The 14,238-nt window shown below is 73.7% G+C and carries 15 protein-coding genes; 5 read left to right on the forward strand and 10 right to left on the reverse strand.

What is annotated here, in order from left to right; translation table 11 throughout:
* Positions 1-28 precede the first annotated feature (28 nt).
* On the reverse strand, positions 29-952 hold the full coding sequence (locus ACH4OW_RS09690) for a class I SAM-dependent methyltransferase (RefSeq protein ID WP_398026360.1): 924 nt from the start codon (positions 950-952) through the stop codon (positions 29-31).
* Positions 953-1,056: 104 nt separating this feature from the next.
* On the opposite strand from ACH4OW_RS09690, the gene ACH4OW_RS09695 reads away from it, so the two are divergent.
* Positions 1,057-2,130 carry a DUF1266 domain-containing protein gene (locus ACH4OW_RS09695; RefSeq protein WP_398026362.1) on the forward strand — a complete coding sequence of 358 codons (1,074 nt, stop codon included), beginning with the start codon at positions 1,057-1,059 and terminating at the stop codon, positions 2,128-2,130.
* A 22-nt stretch (positions 2,131-2,152) separates the two neighbouring features.
* On the opposite strand, the gene ACH4OW_RS09700 is transcribed toward ACH4OW_RS09695, so the two are convergent.
* The 3 genes from ACH4OW_RS09700 to ACH4OW_RS09710 are packed head-to-tail and all read right to left on the reverse strand — an operon-like array spanning position 2,153 to position 3,722.
* The gene (locus tag ACH4OW_RS09700) at positions 2,153-2,497 is read right to left on the reverse strand and encodes a hypothetical protein (RefSeq protein WP_360123777.1); all 345 of its coding nucleotides are present in this window, start codon (positions 2,495-2,497) and stop codon (positions 2,153-2,155) included.
* Entirely contained in the window at positions 2,494-3,153 is a 660-nt protein-coding gene (locus ACH4OW_RS09705; RefSeq protein ID WP_398026364.1) for an Asp23/Gls24 family envelope stress response protein, read from the reverse strand. Before ACH4OW_RS09705 ends, ACH4OW_RS09700 begins: the two co-directional genes overlap by 4 nt.
* On the reverse strand, positions 3,144-3,722 hold the full coding sequence (locus ACH4OW_RS09710) for an RNA polymerase sigma factor (protein WP_398026366.1): 579 nt from the start codon (positions 3,720-3,722) through the stop codon (positions 3,144-3,146). Before ACH4OW_RS09710 ends, ACH4OW_RS09705 begins: the two co-directional genes overlap by 10 nt.
* 135 nt (positions 3,723-3,857) lie before the next feature.
* Between ACH4OW_RS09710 and ACH4OW_RS09715 the strand changes: the two genes are divergently transcribed.
* A complete protein-coding gene (locus tag ACH4OW_RS09715) occupies positions 3,858-4,820 on the forward strand; it encodes a YihY/virulence factor BrkB family protein (RefSeq protein ID WP_360123785.1) in 963 nt (320 codons plus the stop codon).
* A 12-nt stretch (positions 4,821-4,832) separates the two neighbouring features.
* Here the strand turns inward: ACH4OW_RS09715 and ACH4OW_RS09720 are convergent, their stop codons facing one another.
* Positions 4,833-5,144, reverse strand: coding sequence for a 4a-hydroxytetrahydrobiopterin dehydratase (locus ACH4OW_RS09720; protein ID WP_360123788.1), 312 nt, complete (start codon positions 5,142-5,144; stop codon positions 4,833-4,835).
* Between the two features lie 219 nt (positions 5,145-5,363).
* Here ACH4OW_RS09720 and ACH4OW_RS09725 point away from each other — a divergent pair, with 219 nt between their 5' ends.
* On the forward strand, positions 5,364-7,196 hold the full coding sequence (locus tag ACH4OW_RS09725) for an FAD-dependent oxidoreductase (RefSeq protein ID WP_398026369.1): 1,833 nt from the start codon (positions 5,364-5,366) through the stop codon (positions 7,194-7,196).
* A 29-nt stretch (positions 7,197-7,225) separates the two neighbouring features.
* Here the strand turns inward: ACH4OW_RS09725 and ACH4OW_RS09730 are convergent, their stop codons facing one another.
* Together ACH4OW_RS09730 and ACH4OW_RS09735 are read right to left on the reverse strand one after the other, a co-directional pair.
* The gene (locus tag ACH4OW_RS09730) at positions 7,226-8,467 is read right to left on the reverse strand and encodes an RNA polymerase sigma factor (protein WP_398026371.1); all 1,242 of its coding nucleotides are present in this window, start codon (positions 8,465-8,467) and stop codon (positions 7,226-7,228) included.
* Between the two features lie 46 nt (positions 8,468-8,513).
* Complete coding sequence (locus ACH4OW_RS09735) at positions 8,514-8,873, reverse strand: YciI family protein (protein ID WP_398026373.1); 360 nt, start codon at positions 8,871-8,873, stop codon at positions 8,514-8,516.
* Positions 8,874-9,055: 182 nt separating this feature from the next.
* On the opposite strand from ACH4OW_RS09735, the gene ACH4OW_RS09740 reads away from it, so the two are divergent.
* Positions 9,056-9,877, forward strand: a complete 822-nt coding sequence (locus ACH4OW_RS09740) for a helix-turn-helix transcriptional regulator (protein ID WP_360123800.1) — start codon at positions 9,056-9,058, stop codon at positions 9,875-9,877.
* A gap of 47 nt (positions 9,878-9,924) precedes the next feature.
* Here the strand turns inward: ACH4OW_RS09740 and ACH4OW_RS09745 are convergent, their stop codons facing one another.
* On the reverse strand, positions 9,925-10,356 hold the full coding sequence (locus ACH4OW_RS09745) for a nuclear transport factor 2 family protein (RefSeq protein WP_398026375.1): 432 nt from the start codon (positions 10,354-10,356) through the stop codon (positions 9,925-9,927).
* 190 nt (positions 10,357-10,546) lie between these two features.
* Positions 10,547-12,187 (reverse strand): FAD-dependent monooxygenase, encoded by a 1,641-nt coding sequence (locus ACH4OW_RS09750; protein ID WP_398026377.1) that lies wholly within the window; start codon positions 12,185-12,187, stop codon positions 10,547-10,549.
* Between the two features lie 92 nt (positions 12,188-12,279).
* Here ACH4OW_RS09750 and ACH4OW_RS09755 point away from each other — a divergent pair, with 92 nt between their 5' ends.
* Positions 12,280-12,720, forward strand: coding sequence for a MerR family transcriptional regulator (locus tag ACH4OW_RS09755; RefSeq protein WP_398026379.1), 441 nt, complete (start codon positions 12,280-12,282; stop codon positions 12,718-12,720).
* An 83-nt stretch (positions 12,721-12,803) separates the two neighbouring features.
* Here the strand turns inward: ACH4OW_RS09755 and ACH4OW_RS09760 are convergent, their stop codons facing one another.
* Positions 12,804-14,210, reverse strand: a complete 1,407-nt coding sequence (locus ACH4OW_RS09760; protein WP_398026640.1) for an amino acid permease — start codon at positions 14,208-14,210, stop codon at positions 12,804-12,806.
* Positions 14,211-14,238: the final 28 nt, after the last annotated feature.

A 14,238-nucleotide genomic window follows, 5' to 3' on the forward strand; every position in this document is an offset into this window, starting at 1 on the left:
TCGGCTGCCCGGCCGGCCGGCGGCCGGGTCACGCGGCGCGGGCCGTGTGGAAGGACTGGGCGGCGAGCCAGAAGAGGTCGCCGCGCTGGGCGAGGCCGGCCGGGTCGGCGGGGTCGAGGAGGCGGTCGAGGGTGGCGCGGTCCTCCGCGTCCAGTTCGTCGCCGAACACCTCCGCGTAGCGCTCGAACTGGGTGACGGCGTACGCGCGGGTGGTGGGGTCGAGCGGGGCGGGGCGGTCGAGCAGGAAGCTGCGGCTGCGCGGGGAGTGCAGGCCGGCGGCCGTCAGGACGGCGGGCCAGTCCTCGACGAGGTCGCGGGCGCCGGGCAGCGCCGCCCGCATCCGTACGAACCAGTCCTCGTGCACCACGTCGAGACGGTTGAGGAAGCCGGGGCGGCCGATGCCGAAGTCGCGGGGCAGCATGCGCGCGGGCAGGCCGCCCTCGGACACGACGAGCAGCCCGCGCGGCCGCAGCAGGCGGGCCAGCGCGTCCACCGCCGCGGCCTGGTCGCCCACGTGGTGCAGGGCCTTGCTGGACCAGATGACGTCGGCGTCCCCGATGCCGTCGATGCCGTCGGGCAGCTCGGCGGTCTCTGTGCGGAACCGGTCGGCGAGGCCGAGCCGGGCGGCGCGGTCCCTGGCGCGGTCGAGCAGCGCCTCGGTCGGGTCGACGGCGACGATCTCGGCGTTGGGGAAGGCGTGGGCGAGCAGGCAGCTGGTGACGCCGGGGCCGCTGCCGACGTCGAGTACGCGGCGGACCTCGTCGGGGCCGGGGCCTGCGGACTCCGTCAGCAGGTCGCGCAGCCAGGCCGTGGCCTGTTCGAGGACCGGGGTGTAGATCTCGGCGTCCCGTTCCAGGTGGGTGGCCATGGCGTCCCAGTCCATCTCGGTGCTGCCGTGGTGATGGTGGTGGTCGTGCTTCGGGGCGGCGGTGCCGTGTGTGTGGTCGGTCATGGGCCGAGGGTGCGGCAGACCGGACCGAAAGGCAACCTTTGTTGCCGGTTCGGCAAAGGGCCCCGCGTGCGGCCCGGCGGCCGGGCCGCCGTAAGGTCTGGACCGTGGGAACTCCAGGATGGATGCCGCCGACCGAGACGGAACGGCGACTGTGTGAGGCCGGCGCGCGGGGCGACTGGGAAGGCCAGATCGCGGCAGTGGCCGGCGAGGACCTGTATCTGCTGGTGCCCCAGCAGGGCCAGGACCCGCTGCCGGTCTACGACGACCCCGCGGTGGGCGGCACCTGCATCCCCGTGACGACCCGCGGCATGCTGCCGCCGTGGCACCCCCAGCAGCTCTTCGACCGGGTCTCGGTCGAGGAACTGGCGCAGGACTGGCCGAACGACAAGTGGATGCTGGCGGTCAACCCCGGTACGCCGTGTGCCGCGTACCTGCCCGCCACCGCCGCGCACCGCGGCGCCTGGGCGCGCATCCGGGCCCAGTACGGCGTACGGCCCGGCGGCATGCTCACCACCCACCTCGGCGGGCCGCTGCACGGCCCGCTCGCCCAGGGGCTCGCCTGCGGCGCGCCGATCGCCGTGCACCACAGCGTGCCGTGGAACGAACTGGGCACCGCCTTCCTCGACTACGCGACCGACGCCGAGCTGCTCCGCGACCAGTGGTCGGTCGTGGACCCGGCCTCCTGGCAGCAGCGGCTGGACCAGTTGCTGAACGCGCAGTTCGTGCCGGCGGACGCGGAGGCCGCGCTGCGCGCCCGTGCCGGAAAGGGCGACGGGAGCGGGGAGGGCGCGGCGGACGCGAAGGCCGGTTCGGGCGAGGTGCCGGAGCTGGTGGAGAAGTACGAGGAGCGCTTCCGCGCGGACGGGTTGCTGCCCGCCGGCGGGCAGGTGAAGTCGCTCGCCGCGCTGGACTACGCGCACGCCGTCAACCTGGTCCGCTGGGGTCTGGGCGCCCGTTTCTGCGCGCCGCCGCAGGCCGAGCAGGCGGTGCTGCGCGCCGGGGAGCTGGCGCGGGCGGCGTACGGCTCGTGGCAGGAGTTCTCCGCCGGCTACGCCCTCGGGCGGCTGCTGGCCTTCGACAACGGCTGGTTCGGCCCGCCGTACGCGGAAGCCGTGCACATCCACCGCGTCCTCGCCCAGGACCCCGCCTCGCCCTGGGCGAACCTGCCGTTCGCCTGACGGCGCCGGACGCCCGCCGGCGTCAGGCGATGTCCGTGACGGTCACCGTCACGGCGACCGACGGCGCGGCCCCGCCCGGTTCCCGCAGCGCCTGCCCGACCGCCGCCGCGACCCGGGTCCTGACCTCGCGGGTCACGTCCAGTGCCCGGTGGCCGCGCCGGACCGCCAGGTGGACGCGGATCCGCCAGTCGCCTGGGCCCGGCCCGCGCTCGGCCCGTACGCCGGCCACCTGGCCGCCCGGGCGCCGTACCGTGCCGCGTACCAGTGCGCCCAGGCCCGACCGGAGGAAGGCGACCCCTGGGGTGTCCTTGGCCGCCCCGGCCGCGGCCCGCAGGACCTCGGCGTGCAGCTGCGCGTCGCCCCTCATGCCGTGCCCGCTTCCCCGGCGTCCGTGCCGCGGCCGCCGCGCCCCGCGTCGCCGTCCTCGCTCTCGCTCTCGCTCTCGACGAGGTCCACGACGCTGACGTCGATCTCCTCGACGCGCAGGCCGACGCGGTCCCGCGCCGCCGCGCGGACCCGTTCGCGCACCCGGTCGGCCAGCGCGTGCAGGGGCCACTCGTACCCGGCGGCCAGTTGCAGCGCCACCTTCACGGGGCCGTGCGGCGCGAGCAGCGTGACCCGGCAGCTGCCCGCCTGGACGCCCGGCAGGGTCTCGGCGGCGGCGCGGAAGGTCTTGGCGGCCGCCGCCTCGGTGATCCACGCGTCGTCCTCGGGCTCGCCCAGCGGCAGGGTGCGCCCCGGGCGGAGTTCCGTTCTGACCAGGTCCATGACCCGGGCCGTGAAGCGTTCGGCGCTGCGGTCGTCCTCGTCGCGTGCGGCCGCGACGGCGGCCTGCCGGGCCTCGCGTACGTAGGTGTCGAGCACGCCGAGGCCGGCGAGTGCCTCCCGGCAGTACGGGCACTGCGCGGCGTGCGCGGCGGCCTCCCCGCCCCCGTCCGTACGGCCGGGCTCGTTCTCCTCCCACACGGACGACAGCGCGCGGCCGCAGGGCAGGATCGGGTCGTCGTGCTCGCCTAGCGCCATGCGCCCATCGCCTCCGTCAGATAGCGGCGTGCTCGGAAGACCCTGCCACGTACCGCCTGGTGGCTGATGCCCACCACCTCGGCGATGCCCTCGTACGGCAGGGCGTGCAGCTCGCGCAGGACCCAGCAGGCGCGCTGCTCCGGGGTGAGGCCGGCCATCGCCCGGGTCAGCGCCTCGACGGCGGCGGTCGACTCGGCCGCCCGCACCGGTGACGAGGCGTGCTCGGGCGCGCTCGGCTCGGGCACCGAGCCGAGGTCCTGGGTCGGCCGGCGGGCCCGCAGCAGGTTCAGGCACCGGTTGGTGACGATGCGGTACATCCAGGTCGGGAACGAGGCGTCGCCGCGGAACTCGGGAATTCTGCGCCACGCGCTCACGAAGGCGTCCTGTACGGCGTCCTCCGCGTCGGTGCGGCTGCCGAGCAGCCGGGTCGCGAGGCGCAGGAGCTGAGCGCTGTGGCGGCGTACGAGCACCTCGAAAGCCCCCTCGTCCCCCTCCCCGGCACGCACGGCCAGCAGGGCATCGCTGGGTTCGGGCACTCGACGGCTCCTTCCGTCCCTGTTTCTTAGCATTTCCGGGCGCTCTGCGCACCAGCGCACACCGCCGGACCGGTCACCCCGGGCGCGCTTGTACGCTGCGCGAACGGGCAGACGCAACGGGCCGGTGCACGCCGGCGCGCCGGGCGACGACGAGAGGACGGACACACCATGGGCGGGAGCGGTACGGACCGGGCGCTGGTCGCCGCCGGGACCGGCAGACCGCGGGGCGCGCCGCGGCCCGACTGGCCCCGGCTGCGGACCGCGGCCCGCCGGACCCCGGTCTCGGTCTGGAACGACGACGTGTCCGACTGGGCCGCCAGCCTGACGTACTACTCGGTGCTGGCCCTGCTGCCCTCGCTCATCGTCACCATCTCGCTCATCGGCATCGCGGACCCCGCGGCCACCGAGGAGCTGATCAACCACCTCAGTGCGATCGCCCCGGCCGGGTCGGGCGCGACGGTCCGCCGGGCGCTGGTCGGCATGGCCCATTCGCGGACCGCGGCGTGGCTGCTCGTGGGCGGCGCTTCGGTCAGCGCCCTGTGGTCCTCGTGCAGCTATCTGGCGGTGTTCCGGCGGGCCCTGCACGCCATGTACCGCGTCCAGGACGACCGGCCGCCGTGGCGCAAGGTGCCGCGCATCCTGGCGACGGCCCTGTTGCTGATGGCCCTGCTGATCAGCAGCGCGGTCGCCCTGCTGGTGAGCGGTCCGATCGCGCGCGCGGCGGGGCGGCGCCTGGGGCTGGGCGAGGCGGGCGAGGAGTTGTGGAACCTGTTGCAGTGGCCGCTGTTGCTGTTCCTGGCCGTGGTGCTGGTGATGGTGCTGTTCCGTACGGGGCCGTCCCGTACGCGCGGGCGGCGGGCGGTGCCCGGCGGGGTGGTCGCGGTGCTGCTGTGGCTGGTGTCGTCGGCGGGATTCACCTTCTACGCCTCGTACGTGGGCACCTTCAACCGGCTCTACGGATCGCTCGCCGGGCCCGTCGTGTTCCTGATATGGCTGTGGTTCTCCCACCTGTCCCTGCTGAGCGGCGCCCAGTTCAACGCCGAGCTGGCCCGTATGGAGAACCCGGACGACGACCCACGGGAGAAGAAGGACTCGCGGGAGAAGAAACCGCGAGAGAAGAAGGAGAGCTGAGCCCCCGCCCCGTCAGCTCGCTCCGTGTCCCGTGGCGATCTCCTCGACGCGGTGTGCCAGGGCGAAGTCGAGCGCGGTGACCGCGTTGCCCGCGCTGTGGGTGTTCACCGCGACGGTGAGGGTGTTGTAGCCGAGGGTCAGTTCGGAGTGGTGGTTCAGTTCCTCCTGGATCTGGGCCACGTGCACCACCATCGCGGCACCCTGCGGGTGCCGGTCGAAGGTGTAGGTGCGGTTCAGCGCGCCGTCCGCCACGGACCAGCCGGGCAGCTCCGCGAGGCGGTCCTCGATCTCCTTGTCCGTCAGCGGGTCCACCGATGCGTCCATGTCGTTCTGCCTCTCCGTCACAGCGCCGTCGCGCGCACCGCCCGTACCACCGGGCCGTCCGCGTCTACCCAGATTGCAGCAGTTCCAGCCTGGCACGCCGAGGACACTTTCGCGCCAATGTACGAACGGCCCCGCAGCGGCCTTCCGGGGGCCGTGGGCCGCTCCTAAGCTCCTGCGCCTGACGAGCTGACCGTTACCTGGGGTAATGAGGGGGCGATCGTGGACACCGGCGACCGTACGGAGCACACGCGCAGACCCGGCGGCGGCACCTCGCGGCGGGCGTTCCTGGGCAACGCGGCGGCGGTGGGCGGGGCGGCCGCCCTGGGCGCGGGCGGCGGTACGGCCGCCGCGGCACCCGCGCCCACCGTGGCGCGGCGCCGCGCCGCGGTCCGTACCGTGGCCGTCCTGGGCGGCGGCGTCGCCGGCCTGACCGCCGCACACGAACTGGCCGAACGCGGCTTCCACGTCACCGTCTACGAACGCAAGCCCGGCGGGCTCGGCGGCAAGGCCCGCAGCATGGACGTGCCGGACAGCGCGCGCGGCGGCCGCAGACCGCTGCCCGGCGAGCACGGCTTCCGCTTCATCCCCGGCATCTACCACAACCTCCCCGACACCCTGCGCCGCATCCCGTTCCCCGGCAACGCCAACGGCTGCCACGACAACCTCGTCGCCTCCACCGAAGTGATGCTGGCCCGCACCGGCGGCCGGGAGGACATCCGCATCCCCTTCTCCGCCCTCGGCACTCCCCCGCCCGTACTGACCCCCGACGCGTTCCTGCGCATGCTGACCGGGCTGCTGGAGACCTTCACCCGTCTCCCCCTCCACGAGATCGCGTACTTCGCCAACCGGCTGCTGGTCTTCTTCACCAGCTGCGACCGCCGCCGCCTCGACGTCTGGGAGCACACGCCGTGGTGGCGCTACCTGCGGGCCGCGTCGATGTCCGCCGACTACCAGCGCCTGCTGGCCATCGGCCTGACCCGCAACATCGTGGCGACCAAGGCCGAGATCGCCTCCACCCGCACCGTCGCCACCTGCGCCGAGGCGTTCGTCTTCAACCTGCTGGGGCGCGGCGCCGACGGCCAGCCCGACCGGGTGCTGAACCTCCCCACCAACGAGGCGTGGATCGACCCGTGGGTGGCGCACCTGCGGTCGCTGGGCGTGCGGTTCAGGGTCGGGTGGACCGTACGGGACCTGCGGCTCGCGGGCGGCCGGATCGCCGAGGCGGTCGTCACCGGCCCGGACGGCGCCCGGCAGCCGGTCGCCGCCGACCACTTCGTCCAGGCCATGCCCGTCGAGCACGCCCGTACCACCTGGAACGCCGCGGTACGGGCCGCCGATCCCCAGCTGGCGCGCTGCGACCGGCTGGTGACGGACTGGATGACCGGCATCCAGTTCTATCTGACCGAGCCCACGCCCGTCATGCACGGGCACGTCAACCACATCGACTCGCCGTGGTCGCTGACCGCCGTCGGCCAGGCGCAGTACTGGAAGGGCCGCGACTTCCCCGCCGACTACGGGGACGGGACGGTCGCCGACTGCCTGTCGGTGGACATCTCCGAATGGGACCGGCCGGGCATCCTGTACGGGAAGACGGCCAAGCAGTGCACCCGCGAGCAGGTCGCGCGCGAGGTGTGGGCGCAGATGAAGGCCGGGCTCAACGACACCGGCGCCGCCGTGCTGCGGGACCGTACGCTGCACTCCTGGTTCCTGGACCCGGCCGTGACCGGGCTCGGCACGCCGCAGCCCGCCAACGACGAGCAGCTGCTGATCCACCCCACCGGCACCTGGTTCGACCGGCCGCGGTCCCGCACCGCGATCCCCAACCTCTTCCTCGCCGGTGACTACGTGGCCGTCGACATCGACCTGGCGACGATGGAGGGGGCCAACGCGTCCGCCCGGCAGGCCGTGAACGCGCTGCTGGACGCGGCCGGTTCGAGCGCCGGGCGGTGCACGGTCGCCCCGCCGTACCGGGCCCCGGAGTTCGAGGCGCTGCGCAGGCACGACGAGACCCGGCACCGGTGGGGGCTGCGCAACGTCTTCGACCTGGGGTGAACGGGCGCCCGGCCGGGCGCTCCTGCGGGTCATTCCGGCCGGGCGCCCGAGCGGGCCGCCTTGGCCAGGAGCAGTGCCTTCTCCCGCGCGTTGCGGGCCAGGCCCGCGGCCCTTTCGAACTCCGCGCGTGCCTCCTCCGGGCGCCCCAGGCGCTCCAGCAGGTCGCCACGGACGCTCGGCAGCAGGTGGTAGTCCTTCAAGGACGGTTCGGCGGCGAGGGCGTCCACCAGGGGCAGGGCGGCCGCGGGCCCTTCCGCCATGGAGACGGCGACCGCCCGGTTCAACTCGACCACCGGGGACGGGGACAGCCTCGCCAGCCGCCCGTACAGGGTGGCGATCGCCGGCCAGTCCGTGTCCTCGTAGCGCGGGGCCACGGCGTGGTGCGCGGCGATCGCGGCCTGTAGGGAGTACGGGCCGTGGCCCGCGCGGTGCAGGGCGTCGACGCCACGGCTCAGGAGCAGGCGGTTCCACTTGGCCCGGTCCTGGTCGGCGAGCAGCACCGGCTCGCCGCCGGGGCCCGTACGGGCGGGGATGCGCGACGCCTGGAACTCCAGCAGGGCGGCCAGGCCGTGGACTTCGGGCTCCCCCGGCATCAGGCCCGCCAGGACGCGGGCCAGGCGGAGCGCGTCCTCGCACAGGGCCGGGCGCACCAGGTCGTCCCCCGCCGTCGCGGAGTACCCCTCGTTGAAGACCAGGTAGACCACCTCCAGGACGGAGGAGAGGCGGGCCGACCGGTCGGCGCCGTACGGCACTTCGAAGGGGACGTGCGCCTTCGCCAGGGTCCGCTTGGCCCGGACGATCCGCTGCGCCACCGTGGCCTCCGGCACCAGGAACGCCCGCGCGATCTCCGATGTCGTCAGCCCGCCCAGCAGCCGCAGCGTGAGCGCGATGCGGGCCTCCGGCGACAGCACGGGGTGGCAGGCGGTGAAGATGAGCCGCAGCAGGTCGTCGTCGATGTCCTCCGCGTCGGCCGGTTCGGGCGGCGGCACGTCCTCCAGCATCCGCCCGACCTCGGCCAGCTTGCGCGCGTAGGTCTCCTTGCGGCGTACCAGGTCGACGGCGCGGTGCTTGGCGGTGGCCGTGAGCCAGGCACCCGGTCTATCCGGTATGCCCGACTCCGGCCACTGTTCCAGGGCGGCGACCAGGGCGTCCTGCGCGAGTTCCTCGGCGATGCCCACGTCCCGCACGACACGGGCGACGGCGGCGATGATCCGCGCGGACTCGATCCTGAACACCGTCTCGACCGTCTCGGTCGTGCTTGCTGCCGTCACGGCCTCATCAGACCAGCCGCGCGGGACGGCGACAAGCACGGCCGGGTCAGCAGTTCTCGTTGATCTCGCGGACCTCGGCGGTGACGGTCCAGTTCTCCTCGTGGACGCGCAGGAACCGCTTGGCCCACTCCAGCGCCTCGGCCTTGTCCTTGGCCTGGATGAGCGAGTAGCCGCCGATGACCTCCTTGGTCTCGGTGAAGGGCCCGTCGGTTGAGGTGATCTTGCCGCCGGACCAGGTGACCCGGGTGCCCTCGGAGGTGGGCGCGAGCCCGGCGGTGTCCAGCATGACCCCGGCCTTGGTGATCTCCTCCATCAGCGCGCCCATCCGCTCCCGGAGTTCGGGGCTCGGGCCGCCCTCGGGAACGTCTCGCTCGTCGATGCGGATCAGCGTCAGGAAGCGCGGCACGGTGACTCCTCGGCCGTACGGGCGGGGCCGTTCCCCGCCTCTCACCCCTGCGTCGAACGGGAGACCGCCGGATCGACAGCCCCGCCGGATTTTTTCCGGAGAACTTTTCCGGCAGTGCCGCGCGAAGGCCGGGCCCCCACGCCCCGCCCGTACAGACGTACGGAATCGGCTACGGTTCGGGCATGACGACTGCTGTGGTCTCCTCGAAGACGGCGTCCGACACGACGGGGGTGGGCCCGCTGCTGCGCGAGTGGCGGGTGCAGCGCCGCGTCAGCCAGCTCGACCTGGCCCTGCGCGCCGACTCCTCCGCCCGGCACATCAGCTTCATCGAGACCGGCCGCGCCCGGCCCAGCCAGGAGATGGTGCTCCGGCTGGCCGAGCATCTCGACGTTCCCGTACGGGAACGCAACGCGCTGCTGATCGCGGCGGGTTACGCGCCCGGATTCCCGGAGACCCCCTTGGACGACCCGTCGATGGACGCGCTGCGCACCGGCCTGCAACGGCTGCTGACGGGCTACGAGCCGTTCCCTGCCCTGGTCGTGGACGCCACGTACCACGTCGTCGCCGCGAACCGGGGCATCCAGGCGATGATGGCGGGCGTCGGCGAAAAGCTGCTGGAACCGCCGCTGAACGCCATGCGCGTCACCCTGCACCCCGACGGGATCGCCCCGCGTATCCGCAACTTCCTGGAGTGGCGGGAGCACCTGCTGACGCAGATGCAGCGGCAGTTGGCGGTCATGCGGTCCGCGCCGCTCCGTGCGCTCTACGAGGAGGTCAGCGCCTACCCGCTGCCCGAGGGCGGGCGGGAGACGGCCGCGGACGGCGGGCACGCGCCGTACGCGCTGCCGATGGTCGTCGAACACGACGGCCGGGTGCTGTCCTTCATCTCCACGATCGCCACCTTCAACACCCCGACGGACGTGACCGTCTCCGAACTCGCCCTGGAGACCTTCCTCCCGGCGGATCCGGAGACGGCCGCGCACCTGCGGACGTGGCTGCCGTAGGGCCCGCTCCCCCGCGGCGGGCGGCTCCGGCTCGCTCCGGCTCCGGCTCACATGGCGGGTACGCGGTCCAGGAAGCCGGAGACGGTGCGGATGCGGCCGTCCGCCGCGAGGGTCGCGACGTCGAACCCGGCGACCGGGGCCGAACCGTCCGGCGCCACCAGCTCCCAGCCGAAGCGGACGACGTCGTGGTGCCCGTCCGGGGTGCCCAGCGGCCGGAAGACGAAGCCGGGGAACTGCGCGTGGGCCCCGGCGATGACGGCGGCGAGCCCGTCGTGCCCCGCGGTGTCGGCGAGCGGGTCGGTGTACGTGGCGTCCTCGGTGAAGGCCGCGGCGACGGCCTTGTCCACGCCGTCGGCCCCGGCCCCTCCCGCGTTCCACGCCGCGAGGTACCGGTCGACCGCGTCCGCGTAACGGTCGGTGCCGTTCTGCCGGGTGTCGTTCTGCGGGGTGTCGTTCTGCTGGGTGTCGTTCTGCGTCATGGCCGGACTCCTCATGCCTCGTCACGAATGTTTCTTCAACAGGTGCTTCCGCAACGGATGCTTCTGCAACGGATGCTTCTTCGCAGGCGGTTCGCGGGCCGGAGTGCGCCGGCCCGCGAACCGATGCCTCAAAGATGCCGGAGCGTGAGGAGAGGGGCGATTACGTGCCAGGTAATGGGCCGGGCCGTACTCAGGAGGACGCCCTTGCGAGCAGGGCGGCCAGGGTCCGCTTGACGACGGTGCCCGGGTCGGCGGCGAGGCGGTCCGCGCGCCAGGCCACGAAGTGGTCCGGGCGGACGAGAGCGGCCCCGTCGGCGGCCAGTCCGGGGAGCAGGCCGCCGGGGACTTGGTGCGCGTTCAGCGTGATCCCGAAGGCGGCGGCCGCCGTCGTGGCCGCGGGCAGCCAGGCCGCGCCCCGCGGACCGGCGAGCAGCGCCCAGTCGGTGCCGACGAGGTCGAGGGTGGAGGCCCGGCCGCCGGCGGCCGGCGGGCGGTGCGGCAGCCGGTGGCCGGGGTGTACGCGGTCGGCGAGGACGCCGGGGCCGGTGGCAGCGGTGCCGTTCCCGGCGCCGCTGCCGTCCGGCGCGTACCCGCCCTCGGGCGGCACGACGGCCCCGGCGGTGTACTCGTAGCGCATCATCGCCCGCACGTAGTCCTGTGCCGCTCGCGCGTACAGCTCGTTCGGGTCCGCCCCGCCGAGGGCGCGGTAGCCCTGGTGCATGCCGCGGGAGAGGGCGAGGGAGGCGCGGACGGCGGCCCGGCGTTCCGGCTCGTACGTGTCCAACAGGCCGTCGGCGGCCTGCCCTTGGAGGACGGCGGCGAGTTTCCAGGCGAGGTTGTGGCCGTCCTGGATGCCGGTGTTCATCCCGAGCCCGCCGGCCGAACTCTGCACGTGCGCGGAGTCACCGGCCAGGAAGACCCGGCCGCGGCGGAAGGCCGCGGCCGCGCCCACGGCCGCCTCCCAGGCGTTCACCGCCACCAGCTCGACCGGCAGGCCGGGGTCGCCGATGGCGGCGTGCAGGAGTTCCAGGGCCCGGTCGTGCGGCAGCGGCGGAACGCCGTCCGCGTCGCCGGCCCGGCCGGGGTAGTCCATGAGGTGCGAGACCCACTGGTCGCGGCCGTCCATCGAGAAGACCGTCGCATAGACGTCCTCGTTCCGCACGAAGCACATGGCGTCGCGCGCGCCGTCCGCGCAGGGCGGGAAGTCGGCGCGGTAGAAGGCGGTGTGCAGCCGGGCCACCACTTGGCGGTCGGGCACGGTGATGCCCAGCAGCCCCCGCACGGTGCTGTGCGCGCCGTCGGCGCCGATCACGTAGTCCGCCCTGATGTCGTACGCCTCGCCGGTACGGGTGTCGGTGAGCCGGGCCCGGACGCCGCCCGCGTCCTGTTCGATGCCGTCCAACCCGACGCCGAAGCGCACGGACCCACCGCACCGCAGCAGCTCGTCCAGGGCCAGCCGCTGCACCTGGAGGTGGTTGAGCACCAGCCGGCTGTCGACGGGGCTGCACCGCCTCAGCCACCGTACGTACTCCTCGGGAGGCGCCACGTGCTGCCGTTCGAGGCCCAGCGCGCTGTCCTTGAACACCGCCTGGAACGGCTCGGCCCCGTACCACCCCGTCCGTTCCACGGCGTCCAGGAGGCCCGCCGACCGCAGCAGTTCCAGCGTGCGGAGGCTGCTCATCGCCCGCGGCGGGCCCGTCAGCGGGTCCCGCTTGTCCACGACGAGGGCCGGCACGCCCCACCGCGCCAGGAACATCGCGGTGGCCAGCCCCACCGGCCCGCCCCCGGCCACCAGCACCGGTACGGTCGTCGTCTCGTTCCGTACGCCCACGGCACATCACCCCTGTCCCCCGGCCCGGACGGTCCCCGGGCCCGCTGCGCCCAGCCTGGACGCTCAAGCCGGCTTGAGCGCAAGATGGATCCGTGCCCCGGGACGGTGACGACGCGCTGCATCCGATCAGTGAAGTGGCCCGGTGCTTCGGCTTGTCGGTGGCCACGCTGCGGTACTACGACGACCTGGGCCTCCTCCCGCCCGCCGGGCGCCGCGGCAACGTGCGCCACTACGGCCGCCGGGAGCTGCGCCGGCTGGCGCTGATCCAGCACCTGCACCACGGCGGCATGCTGAGCCTCGCGGAGACCGCCGCCGCACTCGGCGAACGCGGCCCGGACGGGGTCCGGCGCCCCGCCGGGCGCGCGGTGCTGACCGGCGCCATCGAGCTGATCGAGGAACGCGTGGCGGACCTCCGGGCCGCGCAGCACCGGCTCGAACACCTGCTGACCTGCCCGACCGACGACCCGGTGCGGGAGTGCACCCTGCTGCGCGAGGAACTGGACCGGAACGTGGCCCAGGCGCTGGACGGCTGAGGCAGTACGCCGAGAGGCCCGCGCGCAACGGATGCGCGCGGGCCTCTCGGCACGGTGGCCGCCGGGATTCCGGCGGCGGTGCGTCACACCTTGGCCGCGCCCGTCTCCTCGGCCGCGCCCGTCTTCTCGGTTGCTCCGGCCTCCTCGGAAGCGCCGTCCGCCGCCTCCGCCGCGCGCCGGCGGGTGGTGCGGCGGGCCGCCATGCAGGCGTACACGAGGATGCCGGCGAACAGGAACAGCACGCCCTGGTAGATCGCCGCGTACCCGGCGCCGGCGACCAGCCAGAAGGTGAAGCCGAAGGCGACCAGGGCGAGCACCAGGTCCCGGGCGAAGCGGGCCGGGCGGACCTTGTCGCGCTCCCCGGTGAGCAGGAAGTAGATCTGGGCGCCGGCGGCGAGCAGGTAGGGCACGGTCGCCGAGAACGTCGTGATCAGCACGAGGATCTCGAAGACGCCGCCCGTGCCGATCAGGTAGTTGATCACGGTCAGGGCCGTGGCCAGCACCGAGGCGGCCAGCACGCCGAAGGTGGGCACACCGCGCTGCTTCTTCAAGAAGGCGGCGGGGAACAGCCCGTCCTTGGCGGCGGCGTACGGCGACTGGGCGCTCATCAGCGTCCAGCCGTTCAGCGCGCCGACGATCGAGACGACCGCGGCGATCGCGATGACCGTGCCGCCCCACTGCCCGCCGAACATGGCGTTCACCGCGTCGGAGAACGGCGCCTTGGAGGCCACCAGCTTGTCGTGCGCGACGGTGCCGAAGACCGAGACCGTGCCGAGCAGGTAGACCACGGCGGCGGCGATCGTGCCGAGGACGGTGGCACGGCCGACGTTGCGCTCGGGGTCGCGGACCTCCCCGGCGCTCATCGCCGCCGACTCCACGCCCACATAGCTGTAGAGCAGGATCGCCGCGGCGGCCGACATGCCGCCGACGGCGCTGCCGCCGCCCTCGTTGAAGGAGCCCAGCTTGTCCGGGTCGAAGAAGAACAGGCCGACGATCGCGATGAACAGCAGCGGGACGAACTTCAAGACCGTGGAGACCAGCTGGACCGCGCCGACGTAGCGGGTGCCGGCGAAGTTGGAGAGCGCCGGCAGCCAGAGCGCGACCAGCGCCACCAGCAGGTCCATGCCCTTGGAGTCGTGGCCGGGGAAGAGCACGTGGACATAGCCGACGGCGGCGACCGCGAGGGCCGCGTTGCTGACCCACGTCATGGTCCAGTACGACCAGGCCGACAGGAAGCCGGCGAAGTCGCCGAACGCTTCACGGGCGTAGACGTACGGGCCGCCGGTGTCCGGATGCCGCTCGGCGAGCCGCCCGAAGACCAGGGCCAGCGCGATGGCGCCCACGGTCAGGACGCCGAAGGCGACCAGGCTCACGGTGCCGAAGGGCGCCACCGAGGCGGGCAGCAGGAAGATGCCGCCGCCGATGATGTTGCCCGTCACCAGGCAGATTGCGGTACCGAGACCGAAGCGGCGGGTGTGCCGGTCGTGCATGGCTTGGGTGAGCCTCTCGTCGTGCTGT

Source organism: Streptomyces sp. NPDC017056, assembly GCF_044332485.1.
In the GTDB taxonomy this organism is placed as follows: domain Bacteria; phylum Actinomycetota; class Actinomycetes; order Streptomycetales; family Streptomycetaceae; genus Streptomyces.

Excerpts from the sequence above, each read along its gene's own strand:
- ACH4OW_RS09690 (WP_398026360.1), bottom strand. The coding sequence starts at position 952 with ATGACCGACCACACACACGGCACCGCCGCCCCGAAGCACGACCACCAC.
- ACH4OW_RS09700 (WP_360123777.1), bottom strand. The coding sequence starts at position 2,497 with ATGAGGGGCGACGCGCAGCTGCACGCCGAGGTCCTGCGGGCCGCGGCC.
- ACH4OW_RS09705 (WP_398026364.1), bottom strand. The coding sequence starts at position 3,153 with ATGGCGCTAGGCGAGCACGACGACCCGATCCTGCCCTGCGGCCGCGCG.
- ACH4OW_RS09710 (WP_398026366.1), bottom strand. The coding sequence starts at position 3,722 with ATGCTAAGAAACAGGGACGGAAGGAGCCGTCGAGTGCCCGAACCCAGC.
- ACH4OW_RS09715 (WP_360123785.1), top strand. The coding sequence starts at position 3,858 with ATGGGCGGGAGCGGTACGGACCGGGCGCTGGTCGCCGCCGGGACCGGC.
- ACH4OW_RS09720 (WP_360123788.1), bottom strand. The coding sequence starts at position 5,144 with ATGGACGCATCGGTGGACCCGCTGACGGACAAGGAGATCGAGGACCGC.
- ACH4OW_RS09740 (WP_360123800.1), top strand. The coding sequence starts at position 9,056 with ATGACGACTGCTGTGGTCTCCTCGAAGACGGCGTCCGACACGACGGGG.
- ACH4OW_RS09745 (WP_398026375.1), bottom strand. The coding sequence starts at position 10,356 with ATGACGCAGAACGACACCCAGCAGAACGACACCCCGCAGAACGACACC.
- ACH4OW_RS09760 (WP_398026640.1), bottom strand. The coding sequence starts at position 14,210 with ATGCACGACCGGCACACCCGCCGCTTCGGTCTCGGTACCGCAATCTGC.